Here is a 19,210-nt window from a genome sequence, read left to right on the forward strand (position 1 = left end):
CGTGTCCAGCGTGGCCGGTTTTTTTACGCCCAACGCAGCGATAATGCCGACTGCAGCGTTTTCGCATCCAGTCTTCGTGGTACCCATCCCTTCGCCCCCCTTCGTTCTGCTCGACGACGCCACAGCCGGCCCTGGCGTGACGGCTTCGCGTCTCTATACCGATTTCGTGCGGGAGGACGTGCTGGAGGCCGGCGCCGACGTATCGGCGCTCGACACGCTGCTGGCCAGCGGCTGGCGGGACGGGTTGCACGCCGCGTTCTTTGCGCCCTACGAATTCGGTGGTGAGATCGTCGGCGCACCCGTGCACGTCGGCAATGCGCTGCCGTTTCACGACGGCGCCCTGCGCGTGCTGTGGTTTCGCACGTTGCGCCGGCTCGATACCGAAGGCGTGGCCCAGTGGCTAGCCGCAGGCGCGCAACCAGGCCCGACGGGCACACTCGACGTCACGGCCAGCACCACGCGGACGCAATACACCGAAGCGATCGCGCGCATCCACGATTACATCGAGGCGGGCGATACCTATCAGGTCAACTTCACGCGACGACTGCGCTGTCGCGTGTTTGGCGATCCGATGGCGTTCTACGCGGCGTTGCGCGCGGCACAGCCGGTGCCGTTCGGCGTGCTAGCGCATCTGCCCGGTGACGGTTGGGTGCTGTCGCTATCGCCCGAACTGTTCGTCGAGCACGATGGCCACGGACATCTCGTCGCGCGTCCGATGAAGGGCACCGCGCCGCGCTCCGGGGATGCCGAGCAGGATGCGCGCGCCGCGAAACAACTGGCCACCGATGCCAAGAACCGCGCCGAGAACGTGATGATCGTCGACCTGCTGCGCAACGACCTCGGTCGCGTGGCGGTCCCCGGGAGCGTGAAGGTGCCCGAGCGCTTCGTCGTCGAACCGTTCGGTCGCGTATTGCAGATGACGTCGACAGTCACCGCGACCGCGCGCCCGGGTACGTCGTTCGGAGCGTTGATGACCGCGCTGTTCCCGTGCGGCTCGATTACCGGCGCGCCCAAGCGGCGCACGATGCAGATCATCGCCGAGCTCGAGACGTCGCCACGTGGGTTGTACACGGGCGCGATCGGTTGGCTCGATGCACCATCGCATGAGACTACGGAAGTCATTGGCGTCGGCGCCTTCGGCATGTCTGTGGCGATCCGCACGCTGGTGCTGGCGCCGCCCGGGGCCGATGGCCTGCGTGCGGCCGAGATGGGCGTGGGCGGTGGCATCGTGCACGATAGCGTGGCCGACGACGAGTACGCCGAATGCGGATGGAAAGCGCGGTTCCTGACGGGTCATGACCCCGGCTTCACGTTGTTCGAGACCATGCATGCGCGCGATGGCGCAGTGTTACATCGCGAGCGCCATTTGCAGCGACTAGCGAACTCGTCGGCGGCGTTCGGCTTCGCGCTGGACTTGCCTGAAGCCCGCGCGGCGGTGCAGGCTGAAGCCGCGCGACTGGGCGATGGCGACTGGCGCCTGCGCGTGAGCGTGGACAAGCGCGGCACGCTGGTATTTGCCAGCGGGGCATTGGCTCCGCTCGCGCATGGCGTCGCGGGTCTCGGGATCGCACCGACATGCCTGCCCGTTCACGATCCGCTGCGCCGGCACAAGCTCAGCGCGCGCGCCGTGTTTGATCAGGGATGGCAGGCCGCGGAGCGGGCAGGCGGATTCGATAGCCTGTTCTTCAACACGTGCGACGAACTGCTCGAAGGCGGCCGCAGTTCGGTGTTCATCAAGGTGGATGGCCAGTGGATGACACCGCCACTCTCGGCGGACATCCTGCCGGGCGTGATGCGTGCCGTGGTGCTCGAAGAAGGTGACGCATTGATCGACGGACCGGTGCAGGAAGCCACCGTGACGCGCGACATGGTGCGGCGCGCCGAAGCCATCGTTATCGCCAACGCATTGCGCGGCACGCTGCGCGCGCGCCTGATCTGAGCAAGGTGTCTAGGGTGTCTGCCACAGCGACTACTTGTGTCGCGTATCAAGCCGGCCTTCGCCGAGCTTCCAGCGCACCACACCGGGCAGGTTGATCAGCTCGCGGTCGTGACAGACCATTACGACGGTTCGCCCTTCGGCGGCCAGTTCGCCAATCAGTGCGATGACCTGTTCGCGCGCGTGACCATCGAGGCTTGAGGTCGGCTCGTCGAGCAGCAGCAGATCGGGTTCCAGCACCTTCGCGCGCGCCAGTGCCACACGCTGGATTTCTCCACCGGATAGCTTGTCGGGCGCAGTGTCCTGAACGTGCACCACGCCGGCCCAGCCCAGCGCCGCGCCCACCCGCCGATCAATCTCGTCGCGTGGCAGGCCGTGGTGACGCAGACCATAGGCGATGTTCTCGCGCACTGAGGTGCGGAACAGGTATGGATGCTGATGCATGTAGGCGATGCGACGGCGTAGCGACATTGGCAACGGCGAAAGCGGCACGGTGTGCGCGGTGCCATTCGCATCGGTCCAGCTTGCGGTCGCGCCGGGCGCCGGTTCGAGCCCGGCCACTATCCGCAGCAGTGTGGACTTGCCCGCGCCGTTGACACCGGTCAGCGCGATGGCCGTCGCGCGCGGGAAATCCAGTTCGGCGATGTCGAACAACTTGCGCGCGCCGACGCGCCGCGACAATCCTCGCACCGTCAGCAGCGGGGCAGGTGTCCGCGTGCTCATCGGCGAAAACCTCCGGCGCCCTGCAACCAGGCCATCAGCACATTGACGATCAGCGCCAGCGCCACGAGCACGATGCCCAATGCGATGCCTTCGGCGAACTCGCCCTTGCTCGTTTCCAGCGCGATGGCCGTGGTGATCGTGCGTGTGGCGCCTTCGATATTGCCGCCAATCATCAGCGCCGAACCGACCTCGGCGATTACGCGGCCGAAACCGGCGACCACTGCGGCCATCAGGCCAAAACGCAGTTCGCGCAGCACGGTCATGCAGGTCTGCCAGCGTCCTGCGCCGAGCACCCACGCTGTCTCACGCAGACGTGGATCGGCCGACTGCAGCGTGGATAACGCGAACGCCAGGATGACGGGGAAGGCGATCACGGCTTGGCCGATCACCATGCCTGCGGGTGTGAACAACAGCGAGAAGCCGCCCAACGGCCCCTGGCGCGTGAACAGCAGGTAGAGAATCAGGCCGACCAGCACGGTCGGGAACGAGAGAAATGCCTGGGCGACGACCACGACGGCGCGCCGGCCAGGAAATTGCTGCGTGGCGATCAGGTAGGCCGCGCCGATGGCCGGCACCGTGGCGAGTGCCAGTCCCAGCCCGGCCACCATCAGCGAAGTCCAGACAATGAACCACAAGGCGCCGTCGCCGCTGCCCAGCAGGCGGAATGCTTCGAGCGTGGCGGCGCCGATCTCCACGCGGCGTTCAGGCCGAGAACGTATGCTCGACGGCCGGGAAGCTGCCGTCCTTCACCGCAGCCACATAGGCCCGGATCGCCGCTTCGATCGAGGTCTGTCCCTCCATGAAGTTGCGCACGAACTTGGCCTTGCGGCCCGGGTAGATGTTGATCATGTCCTGCAGCACCAGCACCTGGCCCGAGCAATCGACGCCAGCGCCGATACCGATGGTCGGGATGGAGAGTTGCGCAGTCACTTCGCCGGCGAGCTTGGCCGGCACGGCCTCCATGACGATCAGCTGCGCGCCGGCCTGCTGCAGCGCCAGCGCGTCACGCTTCAGCTGCGCGGCGCTCTCGTCGGTCTTGCCCTGCACCTTGAAGCCGCCGAGCGCGTGTACCGATTGCGGCGTCAGCCCGATGTGCGCGCATACCGGAATGCTGCGCTCGACCAGGAACTTCACCGTCGGCGCCAGCCAGTCACCGCCTTCGAGCTTCACCATCTGCGCGCCGGCACGCATCAGCGCGGCTGCGCTTTCGAAGGTCTTCTCGGGGGTCGGATACGTGCCGAACGGCAGGTCGGACACGAGCAGCGCGGTCTGGTTGCCGCGCGACACGCATTCGGTGTGATAGACCATGTGCTCGAGCGTGACGGGCAGCGTGGTCTGCTGGCCCTGCATCACGTTGCCGAGCGAATCGCCGACCAGGATCACTTCCACGCCGCAGAGATCGAGCAGCGCGGAGAAGCTGGAATCGTAGGCGGTGAGCATGGCGATCTTTTCGCCGGCTTCACGCATGGCCTGCAGTTTGGGGATGGTAACGGTCTTGCGGGAGGGATCGAGGAGGTAACTCATGGCAGTACCCGTGGTTGATCGGTTCGGACCCGTGCATCGAATTGCCAGGGTCGACCGCTGTCTTTTTCGTGTGTTGTGCTGCCTGGCGAAAGCCGCTTCACGTGTGGAAACGGCCCGACAGGCGCTCGGGACGACTCAGGACGCTACGAGATTCAGAAAGGCCCTGCGGCCTCGCATGTTCTCGATGCGCGACAGTAGTGTACGGAAATCAACGTCGTTGTCTACCGGGTTGAAATGTGCGGTATCGACGATCAGCACGGGGGCTTCGTCGTAGCGGTGGAACAACTCGCCATAAGCATCGGTGAGCCGCTGCAGATATTGGTCGTCAATACCGCTCTCGCCGGGCAGGCCGCGCCGCGCGATTCGCTCACGCAGCAACGAAGGCGTGGCCTGTAGCATGATGACCAGATCCACGCGCTGCGCCGGCGCTTGCAGGCGTGCCGCCAGCGCGTCGTAGAGCGCGAGTTCGTCGGTGTCGAGTGTCAGCGAAGCGTAGACACGGTCGCGCGCGAACAGGAAGTTGCCGATCATGCGCTGGCCGGCCAGCATCGCCGAATGCCACTGCTGGAGCTGGGTTACGCGCTGGTTCAGGCAGGCGAGCTGCATCGCCAGCGCATAGCGCTGTGGTTCGCGGTAGAAGCGTTCGAGGAAGGGGTTGTTGCGCGCGCCGTCGGGCAGTTCGCCCGCCTGGAGATGGCGCGCCAGGCGCTGGGCCAGCGCGGCCTTGCCGGAGCCGACCGGGCCTTCGATGACGATACGACGCAGATGATCGAGCATGTGTCAGCCGCGGCGTGGCGCGCTCATGGCTGCGCGCCGTCGCCTTCCTTCATGCGCGAGCATTTGCATGAGGAAAACTTCTCGATGCGCTGTTCCTGCACGTCCGGCAGGAAACCGGCCGCGCGGCCCACTCCAGGAATCTCGATCTCGGGATCGAGCTCGACCAGCGGCACCAGCACGAACGCACGCTCGGTGATGCGCGGATGCGGAACGGTCAGCACTTCGGTATTGATCGACTCCGCGCCGAACAGCAGCAGATCCAGGTCGAGCGTGCGCGGCGCGTTCCGGAACGGCCGTTCCCGGCCGAACTGGTCTTCGATGTGGTGGCAGATACGCAGGAGCTGCGCTGCCGTGAACGGCGTCTCGATCTTCACCACCGCGTTGAAGTAGTCAGCGCCTGTGGCGTCGACTGGTGCGGTGCGATAGAACGACGACTTGGCGACCACCGTGATGCCGACCTGCTGGGCCAGGCACACGATGGCGTCTTTTACTGCCTGGCGTGCATCACCAAGATTGGCGCCGATGCCGATGAAGGCGAGCGTCATGTTATTCCTCCGGCTGGGCGCGGCGGGATTGTGCGACGGCCTGACCTCCTTCTGCCGAATCCGCCTCGCTGCGGGAAGACACTTTATCTGATTTCCGCGGACTGCGTCGGCGACGCCGTTTGCGGGCCGGCGCATCGCCTTCCGCTCCTTCCGCGCCTTCGCCAGCTTCCGGTTCGTTTGCGCCGCTCTGTCCACCCTGGCCGCCCTGGCCACCCTTGCCACCCCTGGAACGGGCTGGGCGCGCGGCCTCGATCATCGCTTCGCGCTGATCGGGGGACGCGTTCTGGAAGTCGGTCCACCACTGGCCCATTTCGGCCGCCTGTTCACCGGCTTCGCAGCGCAGTTGCAGGAAATCGTAGCCAGCGCGGAAGCGCGGCGATTCCAGCAGGCGGAACGGCATGCGACCGACGCGCTTCTCGAAACGCGGCTGCATCCCCCAGATATCGCGCATGTCGGTGACAAAGCGGCGCTGGATCGCAAGCTGGCCGGTCTGCTTTTCCAGCACCTGATCCATCGCGGTGTTGAGCGCGGCGATCGGGTGCTCGCCTTGCTCGCGCAGCTTGTTCCAGCGCTGCAGCACGTGGTGCCAGAGCAGCGATGCGAACAGGAAGCCCGGCGAAACCGGCTTGCCCGCCTGCACGCGGCGGTCGGTGTTGTCGAGGGCGAGCTGCACGAAGCGCTGGCCCATCGGTTGTTCCAGCGCGACGTCCAGCAGCGGCAGCAGGCCCTTGTGCAGGCCCGCCTTGCGCAGTTCCTGCAGCGAGGCCCACGCATGGCCGGACATCAGCAGCTTGAGCATTTCGTCGAACAGGCGCGCGCTGGGCACGTTGTGGATCAGCGAGGCCAGGCCGACGATCGGCTCGCGCGTATGGTCGTCGATCGAAAAGCCCGTCTTGGCCGCAAAACGCACCACGCGCAGCATGCGCACGGGGTCCTCGCGATAGCGCGTGACCGGGTCGCCGATCATGCGCAGCGTGCGCGCGCGGATGTCTTCCATGCCGTGATGGTAGTCATGCACGGTCTGCGCGGCCGGATCGTAGTACATCGCGTTGATCGTGAAGTCGCGGCGTTCCGCGTCCTCGGCCTGCGTGCCCCAGACGTTGTCGCGCAGCACGCGGCCGCTGGCGTCGATCGCGTGGGTCTTGCTGTCGAGTTCCGCGCGCTTGAGGCGGCGGCCTTCGGGCAGCGTCTCGCTGGCGACGGCGTCGACCAGCGCGCGGAAGGTCGAGACTTCGATGATTTCCTGCTCGCGGCCGCCGTAGAACGTGACGTGAACGATCTGGAAGCGTCGGCCGATGATGCGTGAGCGGCGGAACAGCGCCTGCACCTGCTCGGGCGTGGCATTGGTTGCCACGTCGAAGTCCTTCGGCTTGATGCCGAGCAGCAGGTCGCGCACGGCGCCACCCACGATGAAGGCCTGGTAGCCGGCCTGCTGCAGGGCGGAGGTCACCTTGACCGCGTTGCGCGAAATCAGCGCCGGGTCGATTCGGTGTTCGTCAACGCCGACGACGCGCGCCGCATGGGCGCGTCCGGTGCGGCGCTGCTTGGGCCCCGGCTTGCCAAGCAGCCGGTTGATGAGCTTTTTGATCACTTCAGAACAGATCCATGATGCGCCAGCCGGCCGAGGCTGCATGGGTGCGCAGGCGATCGTCCGGGTTGGCGGCCACCGGCTCGCTGACTTTCTCGAGCAGGGGCAGGTCGTTGGCCGAGTCGCTGTAGAACGTCGTCGAGCCGAAGTCGTCCCAGCGGGCGCCCAAGCCCTTCAGCCAGCTCTCCACGCGGGTGATCTTGCCTTCCCGGAAGCTCGGCACGCCGAATACTTCACCGGTGAAGGCGCTTTCCGGCTTGCCGTCGATGGTCGCGGGCTCGGTGGCGATCAGGTGCTTGATCCCGAATGCCTGGGCGATCGGGGCCGTCACGAAACTGTTGGTGGCAGTCACCACCGCGCACAGGTCGCCGGCTTCCAGGTGCTTGTAGACCAGCGCGCGGGCCTGCGGCGTGATGACGGGCTCGATTACCTCGTGCATGAAGCGCACACGCCATTGATCCAGGCGGTCGCGCGGATTGGCAGCCAGCGGGGCCAGCGCGAAGCGCAGGAATGCCCCGATATCGAGCGTGCCAGCCTTGTATTGGCTATAGAACTCGTCGTTCTTGCGACGATAGGATTCCTCGTCGACGACGCCCATGCGAACTAGGAAGCGGCCCCACTCATGGTCGCTATCGGTGGGGATCAGGGTGTGGTCGAGGTCAAACAATGCCAGATTCATGGGCGGCGATTTTACATGAGAGTGCAACAGGCAGTCGGGGCAGGGAGCCGGCCTTGCCAGTCCGGCGGTGTCCTGAGCCCGGACCGAGCGGATTTCGTGCCAGCCAGGCCGGCGGGGCGTCGGTTACTCCCGGAATTCAGCGAACATTTCGCGCAGCAGCGGCAGCGTCACCGCGCGTTTGCGTTCGAGCGAGTAGGTATCGAGCGCGTCCAGCAGCGCCATCAGGCTGGGCATGTCACGGTAGTGCCGTGTGACGAGCCAGTGCGGGATTTCGGGTGACAACTGCAGGCCCCGCTCGCGTGCGGCCTGCAAGAGCGCGGCCATCTTGTCCTCGTCCGAGAGCGATTCCACCTGGTATACCAGGCCCCAGCCGAGCCGGGTGCGCAAATCTTCACGTACCGGCATGGCCCGCGGCGCCAGGCCCCCGGCCACCACGAGCGCGCACCGCACATGGGCGCGGACCTCGTTGTACAGTGAGAACACCGCGATCTGGCGGGCTTCGTCGAGCAATTCGACGTCGTCGACCGTATAAATCTGGCACGACGGGTCAAACATGAAGTCGGACAGGGCGTGGTGCGGGCTGAGGTACCGGCAATTCAGGCCGGTGTGCAGCGCGGCGTCGCATACGGCATGCAGCAGGTGCGTGCGGCCAGAGCCGACCTCGCCCCACAGGTAGATCAGGCGGTCCGTGGCCTGCTCGCGCGCGACCAGGCCAGGCAGTTCGCGCAGGCGCTGCACGGACTCGCGGTTGGCGGCCACGAAGAAATTCTCGAATGTGGACGGCGGCGGGCTGCCCAGTTCGAGCGAGAGCTGCTTTTGACGCGGTGACATGACGAATGCGTTACTTGCCCGATTCTGCGGCTGACGGAGAGTGACCGCGATAGCTGGTCGCCGGGAGCCTGTATCCGTTAAAATTGCGATTTTACTGGACTCGAGCCCGCCCACTACGCCAGATTTGGCGAAAAGCGCGTCAGCCGAGCGCCGGAATCCACACTTCACCTCCTCAAAGACAAGCAGGTTCTCATGAGCGCATCCCCGACCGCCGGCCAGGCAGGCCTTTCCTACCGCGACGCCGGTGTTGACATCGAAGCCGGCGACGCGCTGGTCGACCGGATCAAGCCGTTTGCCAAGCGCACCATGCGCGAAGGCGTGATGGCCGGCATTGGCGGTTTCGGCGCGCTGTTCGAGCTGTCGAAGAAGTACCAGGAGCCGGTCCTGGTTTCGGGCACCGACGGCGTGGGCACGAAGCTCAAGCTGGCGTTCCAGCTCAACCGCCATGACACGGTGGGCCAGGATCTGGTGGCGATGAGCGTCAACGACATCCTCGTGCAGGGTGCCGAGCCGCTGTTCTTCCTCGACTACTTTGCCTGCGGCAAGCTGGACGTGGAAACCGCGGCCACCGTGATCAAGGGCATCGCCCACGGCTGCGAACTGGCTGGCTGCGCGCTGATCGGCGGCGAAACCGCCGAAATGCCGAGCATGTACCCGGACGGCGAATACGACCTGGCCGGTTTCGCGGTCGGCGCCGTGGAAAAGAAGAAGATCATCGACGGCAGCACGATCACCCCGGGTGACGTGGTGCTGGGCCTGGCTTCGTCGGGCGCGCATTCGAACGGCTACTCGCTGGTGCGCAAGATCATCGACGTGGCTCGTCCGAACCTGGACGCCGACTTCCACGGCCAGCGCCTGCAGGACGCCATCATGGCGCCGACGCGCATCTACGTGAAGCCGCTGCTGTCGCTGATCGAAACGCTGCCGGTCAAGGGTATGGCCCACATCACCGGTGGTGGCCTGACCGAGAACGTGCCGCGCGTGCTGGCCGACAACGTCACCGCCGTGATCCAGCGCGATGCCTGGACGCTGCCGCCGCTGTTCCAGTGGCTGCAGGCAGAAGGCCGCGTGGCCGACGCCGAAATGCACCGCGTGTTCAACTGCGGTATCGGCATGGTCGTGATCGTGGCGAAGGAAGACGCTGAACGCGCCATCCGCCACCTGCAGGCGGCCGGCGAGGCCGTGTGGCAGATCGGTGAGATCCGCGAGCGTGCCGAAGGCCAGGCGCAGACCGTGGTGGTCTGATCAGCCTTGCTGACGTATCAACAAAAAGCCCGGCCGAGAGGCCGGGCTTTTTGTTTCCTGGGCGTCAGGGATCAGGCACCCAGCTTCGTAAGCGCATCGCCCGTCACGCGGCAGATGCGCCAGTCCGGCATCACGTCGGCACCCATCGCGCGGTAGAAATCGATCGACGGCTGGTTCCAGTCGAGCACCGACCATTCGAAGCGGCCGCAGCCGCGCTCCACGGCCAGCGCCGCCAGGTGCTTGAGCAGGGCCTTGCCCAGCCCGTGCCCGCGCCATGCCGGGTCGACGAACAGGTCTTCCAGGTAGAGCCCCGGCTTGGCCAGGAACGTCGAGAAGTTGTGGAAAAAGAGCGCGAAGCCGACCGGCAGCTTGCCGCTGTCCGTATCCACTTCGAGAATCACGGCCTCGGCGCCCGGATGCGCGCCGAACAGCGCATCGCAGAGCTTCTGCGGCGTGGCTTCCACCAGATGCGTGAGCTTCTCGTATTCGGCCAGCGCCGAAATCAGGTTGTACAGGGTCTCGCTATCGGCGGGGGCGGCGGGGCGGATGGTGAACGTGGTCATCTGGGGCGGGCGGAAAGCAGGCCAAAAAGGTTTGAGCGACGATTATCTTCCACTCCGCACGCCGTCACCACCCCGCCGCGTCGGCAACCCTTGCAACGTAGTCTGGCGCCAGGCAGTCGATGCCGATGCGCTCCGGGGTGCTGCGCAACCAGGTCAGCTGTCGCTTGCATAGCTGGCGCGTGGCGGCGATGCCGCGCTCACGCATCGTCGCGAAGTCGCAGTCGCCATCGAGGTATTCCCACACCTGACGATAGCCCACGCAGCGGATCGACGGCAGACCCAGGTGGAGGTCGCCGCGCGCGCGCAGGCGCTCCACTTCCTCGATCAACCCGCCCTTGAGCATCGCGTCGTAGCGGTCGGCAATGCGCGCGTGCAGCACGGCGCGGTCCGACGGCTCCAGGGCGATCACGCGGTAGCGAGCGTCGGCCACGCCGGTGAACGTGCGGGCGTCGGCTTGCCGTGCCAGCAGCGCGGACATCGGCTGACCGCTGAGGCGATGAATTTCCAGCGCGCGCTGGATGCGCTGCGCATCGTTGGGCGCGAGCCGCGCAGCCGTGATGGGGTCGACCTCGGCCAGCATCGCATGAAGCGCCGGCCAGCCGCGCTCGGCCGCCAGCGCGTCGAGTTCCGCGCGCACCGTGGCATCGGCCTGAGGCAGGTCGTTGAGCCCTTGCGTTAGCGCCTTGTAATAGAGCATCGTGCCGCCGACGATCAGCGGCGTGCGGCCGCGTGCGCGGATCTCGCCGATCAGCCGCTCGGCGTCGGTCACGAACTGCGCCGCCGAATAGCTTTCGAGCGGATCGATGATGTCGATCAGGTGATGCGGCACGCTGGCCAGTTCCTCGCGCGTGGGCTTGGCCGTGCCGATGTCCATCTCGCGATAGACCAGCGCTGAATCGAGGCTGATGATCTCGACCGGCGTGCGCGCGGCCAGTTCGAGCGCGGCCGCCGTCTTGCCCGATGCGGTGGGGCCGAGCAGGCAGACGACGGGCGGGTGGGACTGTGCGGACATCTTGAAGCTGGGGGAGATTACTGGCCGCGCAGGAACAGGCGGTCGAGTTCCGCAACCGTCAACTGCACCCATGTCGGGCGGCCGTGGTTGCACTGGTCGGCGCGCTCGGTCTGCTCCATCTGGCGCAGCAGGGCGTTCATCTCTTCTACGGTCAGCTTGCGATTGGCGCGCACGGCGCTGTGGCAAGCCAACGTGGCCAGCAGTTCATTCTGGCGCTCGGCCAGCACGCGCGAACCGCCGTAGGCCTGCAGGTCGCGCAGCACGTCGCGGGCCAAGGCTTCGGTATCGGCCTGCTTGAGGAGTGCGGGAATCGCGCGCACGGCGAGCGTCGTGGGGGATACGGGCTTGATGTCGAAGCCGAGCAGTCGCAGCGTTTCCTGATGTTCTTCGGCTGCGCCGATTTCCACCGGACTGGCCGGCAGCGTCACCGGAATCAGCAGCGGCTGCACCGCCAGTTCGCGCGCGTCGAGGGCGGTCTTGATCTGTTCGTACAGGATGCGCTCGTGCGCCGCGTGCATATCGACCAGCACGAGCCCCCGGGCGTTTTGCGCCAGCACATAGATGCCGTGTAGCTGCGCCACTGCGTAACCGAGCGGATGATCGTCGTCGCCTTCGTTCGCTGCGGGCAGGGTGGAAGTCTGCTGCGGTTGCTGCGGTAATCGATCGAGCAGGCCCGGCGGTTCGTCTGCGCGTGCTGCCTGTGCGTCGGCCAACCAGGCCGGTGGCTGTGGTGAGGGTTGCCAGGGCCGCGCGCCACCTTGCCCGGCGGCGTCGCGGACCATGCCCAGATAGGCTTGACGCGGCTGCGCGATACCAAGCTCGGTCTGGCGGCCTGCCGAATAATTGACCCACTGCGGCGCGGCGCCCGGCGCACCCGGCGCGCCGCCTGGACGGGCCGCAGGCATCGAAGGCCGTCCCGCATCATCGGCGATCTCCGAATGCAGGCTGTCGCCTTGCTCGCCGGCCTGACGTGCCAGGCATCGCTGCACTGCGTGATAGACAAACTGGTGCACCGCACGCGATTCGCGGAAGCGAACCTCGATCTTGGAAGGGTGAACGTTCACGTCGACCAGTTCGGGCGGCAGGTCCAGGCAGATCACATACGATGGGAATCGGTCCCCATGCAGCACGTCCTGATAGGCGCTGCGTACAGCATGGTTGAGCAGCTTGTCGCGCACGAAACGGCCATTGACGAAGAAATACTGCTGGTCCGGCCGGCCTCGCGATGCGGTGGGCAGTCCGGCAAAGCCATAGAGGTGCAGCGCGTCGGCCTGTTCGTCGAGCGGTAGGCGGGCGCGCGCGAAGTCGCTGCCGAGCACCTGCGCCGTGCGCGTGGCCACGTCGCCGGCATTCCAGTGCTCCAGCGGCTTGCCGTTGTGGTGCACCGAAATCGTGACATCGGGCCGTGCCAGCGCGACGCGGCGGATCATTTCCAGGCAATGCCCCAGCTCGGTTTGTTCCGATTTCAGGAACTTTCTACGGGCTGGCGTGTTGAAGTACAGGTGCTGCACGTCGATCATCGTGCCAACTCCGCCTGAAGCGGGTTGCAGATGGCCTGTGTCGGCGCTGATCTGGGTGGCGTGCGTGGCGGTGGCCGTGCGGCTGGTCAGCACGAGATGGGAGACCGAGGCAATCGAGGCCAGCGCCTCGCCGCGGAAGCCCAGTGTCAGGACCGATTCGAGTTCGTCCAGTGAGGCGATCTTGCTGGTGGCGTGGCGCATCAGCGCGACGGGCAGTTCGTCGGCGGGAATGCCGCAGCCGTTGTCGGTGATGACGATGCGTCTCACGCCGCCTTCCTCGAGCCGGATACCCAGTTGCGTGGCGCCGGCGTCGAGTGCGTTCTCGAGCAGTTCCTTGACGACCGACGCGGGCCGTTCCACCACTTCGCCGGCAGCGATCTGGCTGATCAGCTGGTCCGGCAGCGGGCGAATGGGGCGGTTGGGTTGGGCGGTGCGAGGATGGGTACGGTCGGCTTCGGCAGGCATGTGGGCGATTATACGTGCGCGAGGACACGAATTCGGCACAGTCCTGGGCACTTTTCCGGGCGCCAGGTGACGGATCAAACCGGGCGCTCTTGTATGATGTGGACCTTCATTGAATGGGGACAAATTTGGATACCGCATTGCAACTGCTCGACATGGTTCTCCATGTCGACAAATTCCTCGGACAGTTCGTCCTGGACTATGGCGTCTGGGTCTACGGCATCCTGTTTGCGATCGTCTTTGCCGAGACGGGGCTGGTGGTGCTGCCCTTCCTGCCGGGCGACTCGCTGCTGTTCATTGCCGGCGCGATGTGCGCGACCGGCGCGATGAACGAATGGGTGCTGGCGGGGCTGCTGCTGTTGGCGGCGGTGACCGGCAATACGGTCAACTACATGGTCGGTAGCTGGATCGGGCCGAAGGTATTCGATCACCAGTGGCGATTCCTGGACCAGAAGGCGCTGCTCAAGACGCACATGTTCTACGAGAAGCATGGCGGCAAGACGCTGGTGATGGCACGTTTCATCCCGATCGTGCGCACGTTCGCGCCGTTCGTGGCCGGCGTGTCGCAGATGACGTTCGCGCGATTCCAGCTGTTCAATGTGATCGGCGCGGTGATCTGGGTGTTCGGCCTGGTATTCGCCGGTTACTTCTTCGGCAACCTGCCGTTCATCAAGCAATACCTGAACCTGATCGTGCTGGCTGGTATTGGCGCGGCCGTGGTGCCGCTGGTGCTGGGCGGGTTGTGGAAGCTGGTGCGCGGCAAGGCGCGCGATACGCGCGCTTCCTGAGCGGGGCGGGGTCGGATGGGCCTGCAGCCGTTAGTTGAGGCTGCGGCTCATCATCCGCAAGGCCGGCATCCGATCGCGGATCTGCGTGGAGTCGGCCGCATCGGGGCGGGCCTGGACATAGGCTTCCAGGTCCTCCAGCGCCGGGCGGAAGCATTCCAGGTTGGCATACGCCAGCCCCCGGTCGCGTACTTCCTCGATCGAGTCCGGCAACAGGATCACCAGGCGGTTCTGCACCGCCAGCAGCCGCTGCCAGCGTGACTCCTGCAAATAGATCGCCTTCAGGTTGCGCAGCATCCGCGCGATGATCTCGCGATGGCTGGCCGTTTGCAAAAACAGGCCAAGCGGCACTTCGCTCGAATTGGTGATCCCCTCGCGCTCGAGATAGGGGTCGAGCATTTCCTGCAACTGTTCCTTCGAAAGCGTCTCGCCGGTCAGCGGGTCGAGCACGACCTCGCCCGCCGGAATCGTCATGCGAACCAGGAAGTGGCTGGGGAAGGCAACACCCTTGAGCGGCAGGCCGATCTGCTGGCCGAGTTCCATGTAGAGGACGGCCAGCGAGATCGGAATGCCCCGGCGCTGCTTGAGCACCACGTTCAGGTACGAGTTGTCCGGATCGTAGTAGTCGTTCGCGTTGGGGCCGAAGCCGAGATCGCGGTAGAAGAAATGATTGAGCAGGCGCAGGCGCTGGATGGCCGCCGTCCCCTCCGCGATCCGGCGCTTCAGGCGCAGGGCCAGAACATCCAGGGCTGCCAGTTCGGCTTGCAGGTCCAGGTCAGGATAGGCGTCCTGGGCGATCGCCAACGCGGTCTCGGTGAGCGGGATCGCGTCGTCGTCGGCCACGAGGCTGGCGAAGTAGTCCAGGACTTTCGTGGAGGTCATGGCGGGTTCCTGACTAGCCCGCGCGGCGCCGGAAGGAGGAGTAGCGCAGGCCCATGAGCCACAGTGTACCGAAGTAGACCGTCGCCGCAAGTACCAGGCAGGCGCCCATCAGCGCGATGCGCAACCCCGGGGTGGCGCCCAGCGCGATCCAGTCGAAGTTGCGTGCGAACCAGAGCAGCATGCCCGACAGGATCAGCATCGCGGCCACCAGTCGCAGCAGGAACAGGCCCCAGCCCGGCGCCGGGTGGTAGTAGCCGCGTCGGCGCAGGCCGTAGAACAGCAGCAGGGCGTTCACCGTGGCGCCAAAGCTGATCGACAGCGGCAGGCCCGCGTGCTGGAGCATCGGCACGAACACATAGTTGGATGCCTGCGTGATGCTCAGCACGAGAATGGCGATCTTGACCGGCGTCCGGATGTCCTGGCGCGCGTAGAAGCCCGGCGTCAGGATCTTGATCAGAATCAGCGCAAGCAGCCCGACACCGTAGGTGGTCAATGCCTGCTGCGTCATTTCGACCGCATGGGCGTCGAACCGGCCATAGTGGAACAGCACCGACGTGATCGGCGTGCCGAACAGCATCAGTCCGGCCGCGCACGGCAGCGCCAGCAGGAACGTCAGGCGCAGGCCCCAGTCGAGCAGGCCGGAGTATTCCTCGCGATTGTCCTCGGCGCTTGCCCGCGACAGGCTAGGCAGCAGGATCGTGCCTAGCGCGACGCCGAGCAGCGCGGTGGGGAATTCCATCAGCCGATCGGCATAGGTGATGTACGACACCGCGCCGGCTCCGAGTCGCGACGCGATATTGGTATTGATGATCAGGCTGATCTGCGCCACCGATACGGCCAGCAGCGCCGGCAGCATTTGCGTGATCACGCGGCGCACGCCAGGGTTTGCCCAGGCGGCGCGCAGGTTGAGCGACACACGCGGCATCACGCCGAGCTTGCGCATCGCGGGTACCTGGATCACCAGCTGCAGCACGCCACCGACCAGCACGCCCCACGCCTGCGCGTAGATTGGCTGGCTCATGTGCGGGCCCACGAACAGGGCGGCCACGATCAGGCAGAGGTTCAGCAGGACGGGCGTGAACGCTGGCACGGCGAAGTTGCGCCAAGTGTTCAGGATGCCCGAGGCCAGGGCCACCATCGAGATCAGGCCAATGTACGGGAACATCACGCGCGTCATGAAGACGGCGGCGTTGTAGGTTTCGGAGTCACCACGGAAGCCGGTGGCGACCACCGTCATGACGATCGGCGCGCCGATCACCCCGAGCAGCGATACTGCGGCCAGCACCCAGGTCATCACCGTGGCCACGGCATCCACCAGGCTCATGGTCTCGTCATGGCCGCGCTTGCCGTGGTACTCGTTCAGGATCGGCACGAAGGCCTGCGAGAACGCGCCTTCGGCAAAAATGCGGCGCAGCAGGTTGGGGATGCGGAACGCCACGTTGAAGGCGTCGGTCATGTCCGAGGCGCCAAAGGCACGGGCGATCAGGATTTCGCGCACCAGGCCGGTGATGCGGGAGAGCATCGTCAGGCTGCTGATGGTGGCAAGCGCTTTGAGCAGGTTCAAGATGAGAATTCGGGGAAGCGTGAGGCCGGCGTGCGGTCTGCGCCGGGGCGGCAAACGGGTTTGAGACGCTCGGCCGGCCGTAAAGTTGCCGCGACACCACGCTTCCTGCGCGGCTGCGACTGCTCATGTGGCGGGTATTATACGGATGCAGCCTTGCGGATCGACCGTGACTTGCCCCCGTACGACGGGGCAGGGGCGGGCGTGGTGCGACAGGTACGGGTTGTTCTTGCCTGTCCTGTTGCGATGTGTGTATAATCGCCGATTCGCAAGGACAGTCGCGTTCCGGATTCGTTTGTCCGAACATCCCGGGTCGCAGATGTGACTTAATTGTTGCGTCCCATTTTGTTGCGTCGCCCCGGGCGCGCATTCTGAATTCAGGAAGAGATACATGGCAAATTCCGCACAAGCTCGCAAGCGCGCGCGCCAAGCCGTCGCCGCGAACGCCCACAACTCCAGCCTGCGCTCGCGCCTGCGCACTGCCGTCAAGGCCGTTCGCAAGGCTATCGACGCTGGTGACAAGGCCGCTGCTGCTGAGATCTACAAGCAGTCGCAAGTCGTGATCGACAGCATCGCCGACAAGAAGATCGTGCACAAGAACAAGGCTGCACGTCACAAGTCGCGCCTGTCGGCCGCCATCAAGGCCATGGCTGCCTGATAGCTGCCTGGGTCACTCCGGTGACCCTGTGGTACAAAAAAAGCTCGTCATTGCGACGAGCTTTTTTTGTTTTCCGGCTACTGATTGCGGCTTCGGGTCCGCTTTCCTTCCCCTTGCTTCCTGTTGGGTTTGCCTGACGGCTCTGTCCGGGCCGCGCCTGCCGCGACCCGTGCTCCCGTCGCTTATTCGCCGAACGAGCAGGCTTCGACGACCTGGAGGTTGTTGTCGCGCGCGAAGTTCAGGACGAAGTCGAGCGCCTTGGGCTCGATATCCCGCAGGCGGGTGTCCACCACAACGTTCTTGACCCCGGCCACGATCATCGGTCGCACATACGGCGAGTAGGTCAGGCGAGGGTCGCCGGTGTCGCCCTCGGGGCGAAATTGCGCCATCACCCCGCACAGTCGCTCAGCCCAGTCGCTCGGGCGGAAGGTCTTGCCTTCCTTGGTCACACCTTGGATGAAATATTCGCGAACTTGGGGGGTCGTCATGGGACTGCGGGGATCTGCTTGGTGACTCGACGGTAAACCCGCTTCAACGGGCGCCCGTTTGACGCATCCGGAGCGCAAAGGTTCTCGCGCATCCGGGCTGGAGCAGCAGGGCGGTGGTGTCGGCGGGGGCACTTTTGATGCCGGCGGCGGGCGGTGGCATGGGTATGCCGGGCCCCGCGTGAATCAGCGAGTATTATATCTTATATAAGAGTTGCGCATAGCGGGAAATCCTGTCGGAAACCTGTCAATGGGGGCCCCGGCGCGTGTCGCCAGTGGGCGCTACGGGCTCGCCAAAGCAGGAATAATCCCTTATGATTCTTGCAATTACATTGCGTAAGCGACGCGAAAGGCGGCTCCGCGACACGCTCTGGCCCTGAAGGATCGCCCAGTCTGGCGTCCGGGCCACGTGTCCAAACCGAGCCGCCTTATTTGTTTTATGAGCCCAACCCCGATCAAGCATTACCTCCAGTTCAGCGATCTCAGTGCCGACGAGTACGAGTACCTGCTGGACCGCGCGCAGATCCTCAAGGCGAAGTTCAAGAACTACGAAACGTGGCACCCGTTGCATGACCGCACGCTGGCCATGATCTTCGAGAAGAATTCCACGCGCACGCGCCTGTCGTTCGAAGCCGGCATCCACCAGCTCGGCGGTCACGCGGTGTTCCTGAATACCCGCGATTCGCAACTGGGCCGTGGCGAGCCGATCGAGGATGCCGCCCAGGTGATTTCGCGCATGGTCGACATCATCATGATCCGCACGTTCGGACAGGACATCATCGACCGCTTTGCCAAGCACTCGCGTGTGCCGGTGATCAACGGGCTCACCAACGAATACCACCCGTGCCAGGTACTGGCCGACGTGTTCACGTACATCGAACAGCGCGGCGCCATCGCCGGCAAGACGGTGGCGTGGATCGGCGATGCCAACAACATGGCCTACACCTGGATCCAGGCCGCCGAGCGCCTTGATTTCACGTTCCATTTCTCGGCGCCCCCGGGCTATCAGCTCGATCCGGCGATGGTGCCGGACTGGGCCGCGTCGCGCGTGAAGGTGTTCGATAATCCGCTCGACGCTTGCCAGGGCGCACATCTGGTCACCACCGACGTGTGGACCAGCATGGGCTTCGAGGCCGAGAACGATGCGCGCAAGCGTGCGTTCAAGGATTGGATGGTGACGACCGCGATGATGGATCGCGCCGCGGACGACGCCCTGTTCATGCACTGCCTGCCCGCGCACCGTGGTGAGGAGGTGGAAGCGGCGGTGATCGACGGCCCGCGCAGCGTGGTGTGGGAAGAAGCCGAGAACCGCCTGCACGTGCAGAAGGCGCTGATGGAATACCTGCTCTGCGGCCGCTACTAAGCACCTGCCGGAGCCGATCAAAGGGGGCCGTCCAGGCTCCCTTTTTTACGCCCACCGATTTGATGAAACCC

Annotated in this window: 19 protein-coding genes; 5 read left to right on the plus strand and 14 right to left on the minus strand. The window is 65.3% G+C overall.

What is annotated here, in order from left to right; genetic code table 11:
• Window positions 1-43 precede the first annotated feature (43 nt).
• On the plus strand, window positions 44-1,939 hold the full coding sequence (pabB, locus tag B2246_RS24665) for an aminodeoxychorismate synthase component I (protein ID WP_035884661.1): 1,896 nt from the start codon (window positions 44-46) through the stop codon (window positions 1,937-1,939).
• A 30-nt stretch (window positions 1,940-1,969) separates the two neighbouring features.
• Here the strand turns inward: pabB and B2246_RS24670 are convergent, their stop codons facing one another.
• From B2246_RS24670 to hda, 8 genes are all read right to left on the minus strand, one after another.
• Window positions 1,970-2,659 carry an ABC transporter ATP-binding protein gene (locus B2246_RS24670; protein WP_008641968.1) on the minus strand — a complete coding sequence of 230 codons (690 nt, stop codon included), beginning with the start codon at window positions 2,657-2,659 and terminating at the stop codon, window positions 1,970-1,972.
• On the minus strand, window positions 2,656-3,354 hold the full coding sequence (locus B2246_RS24675; protein WP_035884662.1) for an ABC transporter permease: 699 nt from the start codon (window positions 3,352-3,354) through the stop codon (window positions 2,656-2,658). Before B2246_RS24675 ends, B2246_RS24670 begins: the two co-directional genes overlap by 4 nt.
• 7 nt (window positions 3,355-3,361) lie before the next feature.
• Window positions 3,362-4,183, minus strand: coding sequence for a 3-methyl-2-oxobutanoate hydroxymethyltransferase (panB, locus tag B2246_RS24680; protein WP_008641973.1), 822 nt, complete (start codon window positions 4,181-4,183; stop codon window positions 3,362-3,364).
• A 135-nt stretch (window positions 4,184-4,318) separates the two neighbouring features.
• Window positions 4,319-4,960, minus strand: coding sequence for a deoxynucleoside kinase (locus B2246_RS24685; RefSeq protein ID WP_008641975.1), 642 nt, complete (start codon window positions 4,958-4,960; stop codon window positions 4,319-4,321).
• Window positions 4,961-4,983: 23 nt separating this feature from the next.
• Window positions 4,984-5,505, minus strand: a complete 522-nt coding sequence (folK, locus tag B2246_RS24690) for a 2-amino-4-hydroxy-6-hydroxymethyldihydropteridine diphosphokinase (protein ID WP_008641977.1) — start codon at window positions 5,503-5,505, stop codon at window positions 4,984-4,986.
• Between the two features lies 1 nt (window position 5,506).
• Window positions 5,507-7,096: a polynucleotide adenylyltransferase PcnB gene (pcnB, locus tag B2246_RS24695; RefSeq protein ID WP_035884663.1), complete on the minus strand. Its 1,590-nt coding sequence runs from the start codon at window positions 7,094-7,096 to the stop codon at window positions 5,507-5,509.
• A 1-nt stretch (window position 7,097) separates the two neighbouring features.
• On the minus strand, window positions 7,098-7,772 hold the full coding sequence (locus B2246_RS24700) for an HAD family hydrolase (protein WP_035884665.1): 675 nt from the start codon (window positions 7,770-7,772) through the stop codon (window positions 7,098-7,100).
• A 123-nt stretch (window positions 7,773-7,895) separates the two neighbouring features.
• Window positions 7,896-8,603, minus strand: a complete 708-nt coding sequence (gene hda / locus B2246_RS24705; RefSeq protein WP_008641980.1) for a DnaA regulatory inactivator Hda — start codon at window positions 8,601-8,603, stop codon at window positions 7,896-7,898.
• A gap of 192 nt (window positions 8,604-8,795) precedes the next feature.
• On the opposite strand from hda, the gene purM reads away from it, so the two are divergent.
• Window positions 8,796-9,848: a phosphoribosylformylglycinamidine cyclo-ligase gene (purM, locus tag B2246_RS24710; RefSeq protein ID WP_008641981.1), complete on the plus strand. Its 1,053-nt coding sequence runs from the start codon at window positions 8,796-8,798 to the stop codon at window positions 9,846-9,848.
• 71 nt (window positions 9,849-9,919) lie between these two features.
• Here purM and B2246_RS24715 read toward each other — a convergent pair whose 3' ends face one another.
• The 3 genes from B2246_RS24715 to mutL all read right to left on the minus strand — a co-directional run bounded on the left by B2246_RS24715 (window position 9,920) and on the right by mutL (window position 13,408).
• On the minus strand, window positions 9,920-10,411 hold the full coding sequence (locus B2246_RS24715; RefSeq protein ID WP_024569078.1) for a GNAT family N-acetyltransferase: 492 nt from the start codon (window positions 10,409-10,411) through the stop codon (window positions 9,920-9,922).
• A gap of 64 nt (window positions 10,412-10,475) precedes the next feature.
• Window positions 10,476-11,423 (minus strand): tRNA (adenosine(37)-N6)-dimethylallyltransferase MiaA, encoded by a 948-nt coding sequence (gene miaA / locus B2246_RS24720; RefSeq protein ID WP_035884666.1) that lies wholly within the window; start codon window positions 11,421-11,423, stop codon window positions 10,476-10,478.
• A 17-nt stretch (window positions 11,424-11,440) separates the two neighbouring features.
• Window positions 11,441-13,408, minus strand: coding sequence for a DNA mismatch repair endonuclease MutL (gene mutL, locus B2246_RS24725; protein WP_035884667.1), 1,968 nt, complete (start codon window positions 13,406-13,408; stop codon window positions 11,441-11,443).
• Between the two features lie 113 nt (window positions 13,409-13,521).
• Between mutL and B2246_RS24730 the strand changes: the two genes are divergently transcribed.
• Window positions 13,522-14,193, plus strand: a complete 672-nt coding sequence (locus B2246_RS24730) for a VTT domain-containing protein (protein ID WP_234707108.1) — start codon at window positions 13,522-13,524, stop codon at window positions 14,191-14,193.
• 30 nt (window positions 14,194-14,223) lie between these two features.
• On the opposite strand, the gene B2246_RS24735 is transcribed toward B2246_RS24730, so the two are convergent.
• Window positions 14,224-15,072 carry a SirB1 family protein gene (locus B2246_RS24735; RefSeq protein WP_008644968.1) on the minus strand — a complete coding sequence of 283 codons (849 nt, stop codon included), beginning with the start codon at window positions 15,070-15,072 and terminating at the stop codon, window positions 14,224-14,226.
• 13 nt (window positions 15,073-15,085) lie between these two features.
• On the minus strand, window positions 15,086-16,636 hold the full coding sequence (gene murJ, locus B2246_RS24740) for a murein biosynthesis integral membrane protein MurJ (protein WP_286881694.1): 1,551 nt from the start codon (window positions 16,634-16,636) through the stop codon (window positions 15,086-15,088).
• A 388-nt stretch (window positions 16,637-17,024) separates the two neighbouring features.
• Between murJ and rpsT the strand changes: the two genes are divergently transcribed.
• Entirely contained in the window at window positions 17,025-17,291 is a 267-nt protein-coding gene (rpsT, locus tag B2246_RS24745; protein WP_008644962.1) for a 30S ribosomal protein S20, read from the plus strand.
• A gap of 182 nt (window positions 17,292-17,473) precedes the next feature.
• On the opposite strand, the gene B2246_RS24750 is transcribed toward rpsT, so the two are convergent.
• Entirely contained in the window at window positions 17,474-17,779 is a 306-nt protein-coding gene (locus B2246_RS24750) for a DUF3579 domain-containing protein (protein WP_008644961.1), read from the minus strand.
• A 436-nt stretch (window positions 17,780-18,215) separates the two neighbouring features.
• On the opposite strand from B2246_RS24750, the gene argF reads away from it, so the two are divergent.
• Window positions 18,216-19,139 carry an ornithine carbamoyltransferase gene (argF, locus tag B2246_RS24755; protein ID WP_008644959.1) on the plus strand — a complete coding sequence of 308 codons (924 nt, stop codon included), beginning with the start codon at window positions 18,216-18,218 and terminating at the stop codon, window positions 19,137-19,139.
• Window positions 19,140-19,210: the final 71 nt, after the last annotated feature.

The organism is Cupriavidus sp. UBA2010 (assembly GCF_002335265.1).
GTDB lineage: Bacteria > Pseudomonadota > Gammaproteobacteria > Burkholderiales > Burkholderiaceae > Cupriavidus > Cupriavidus metallidurans.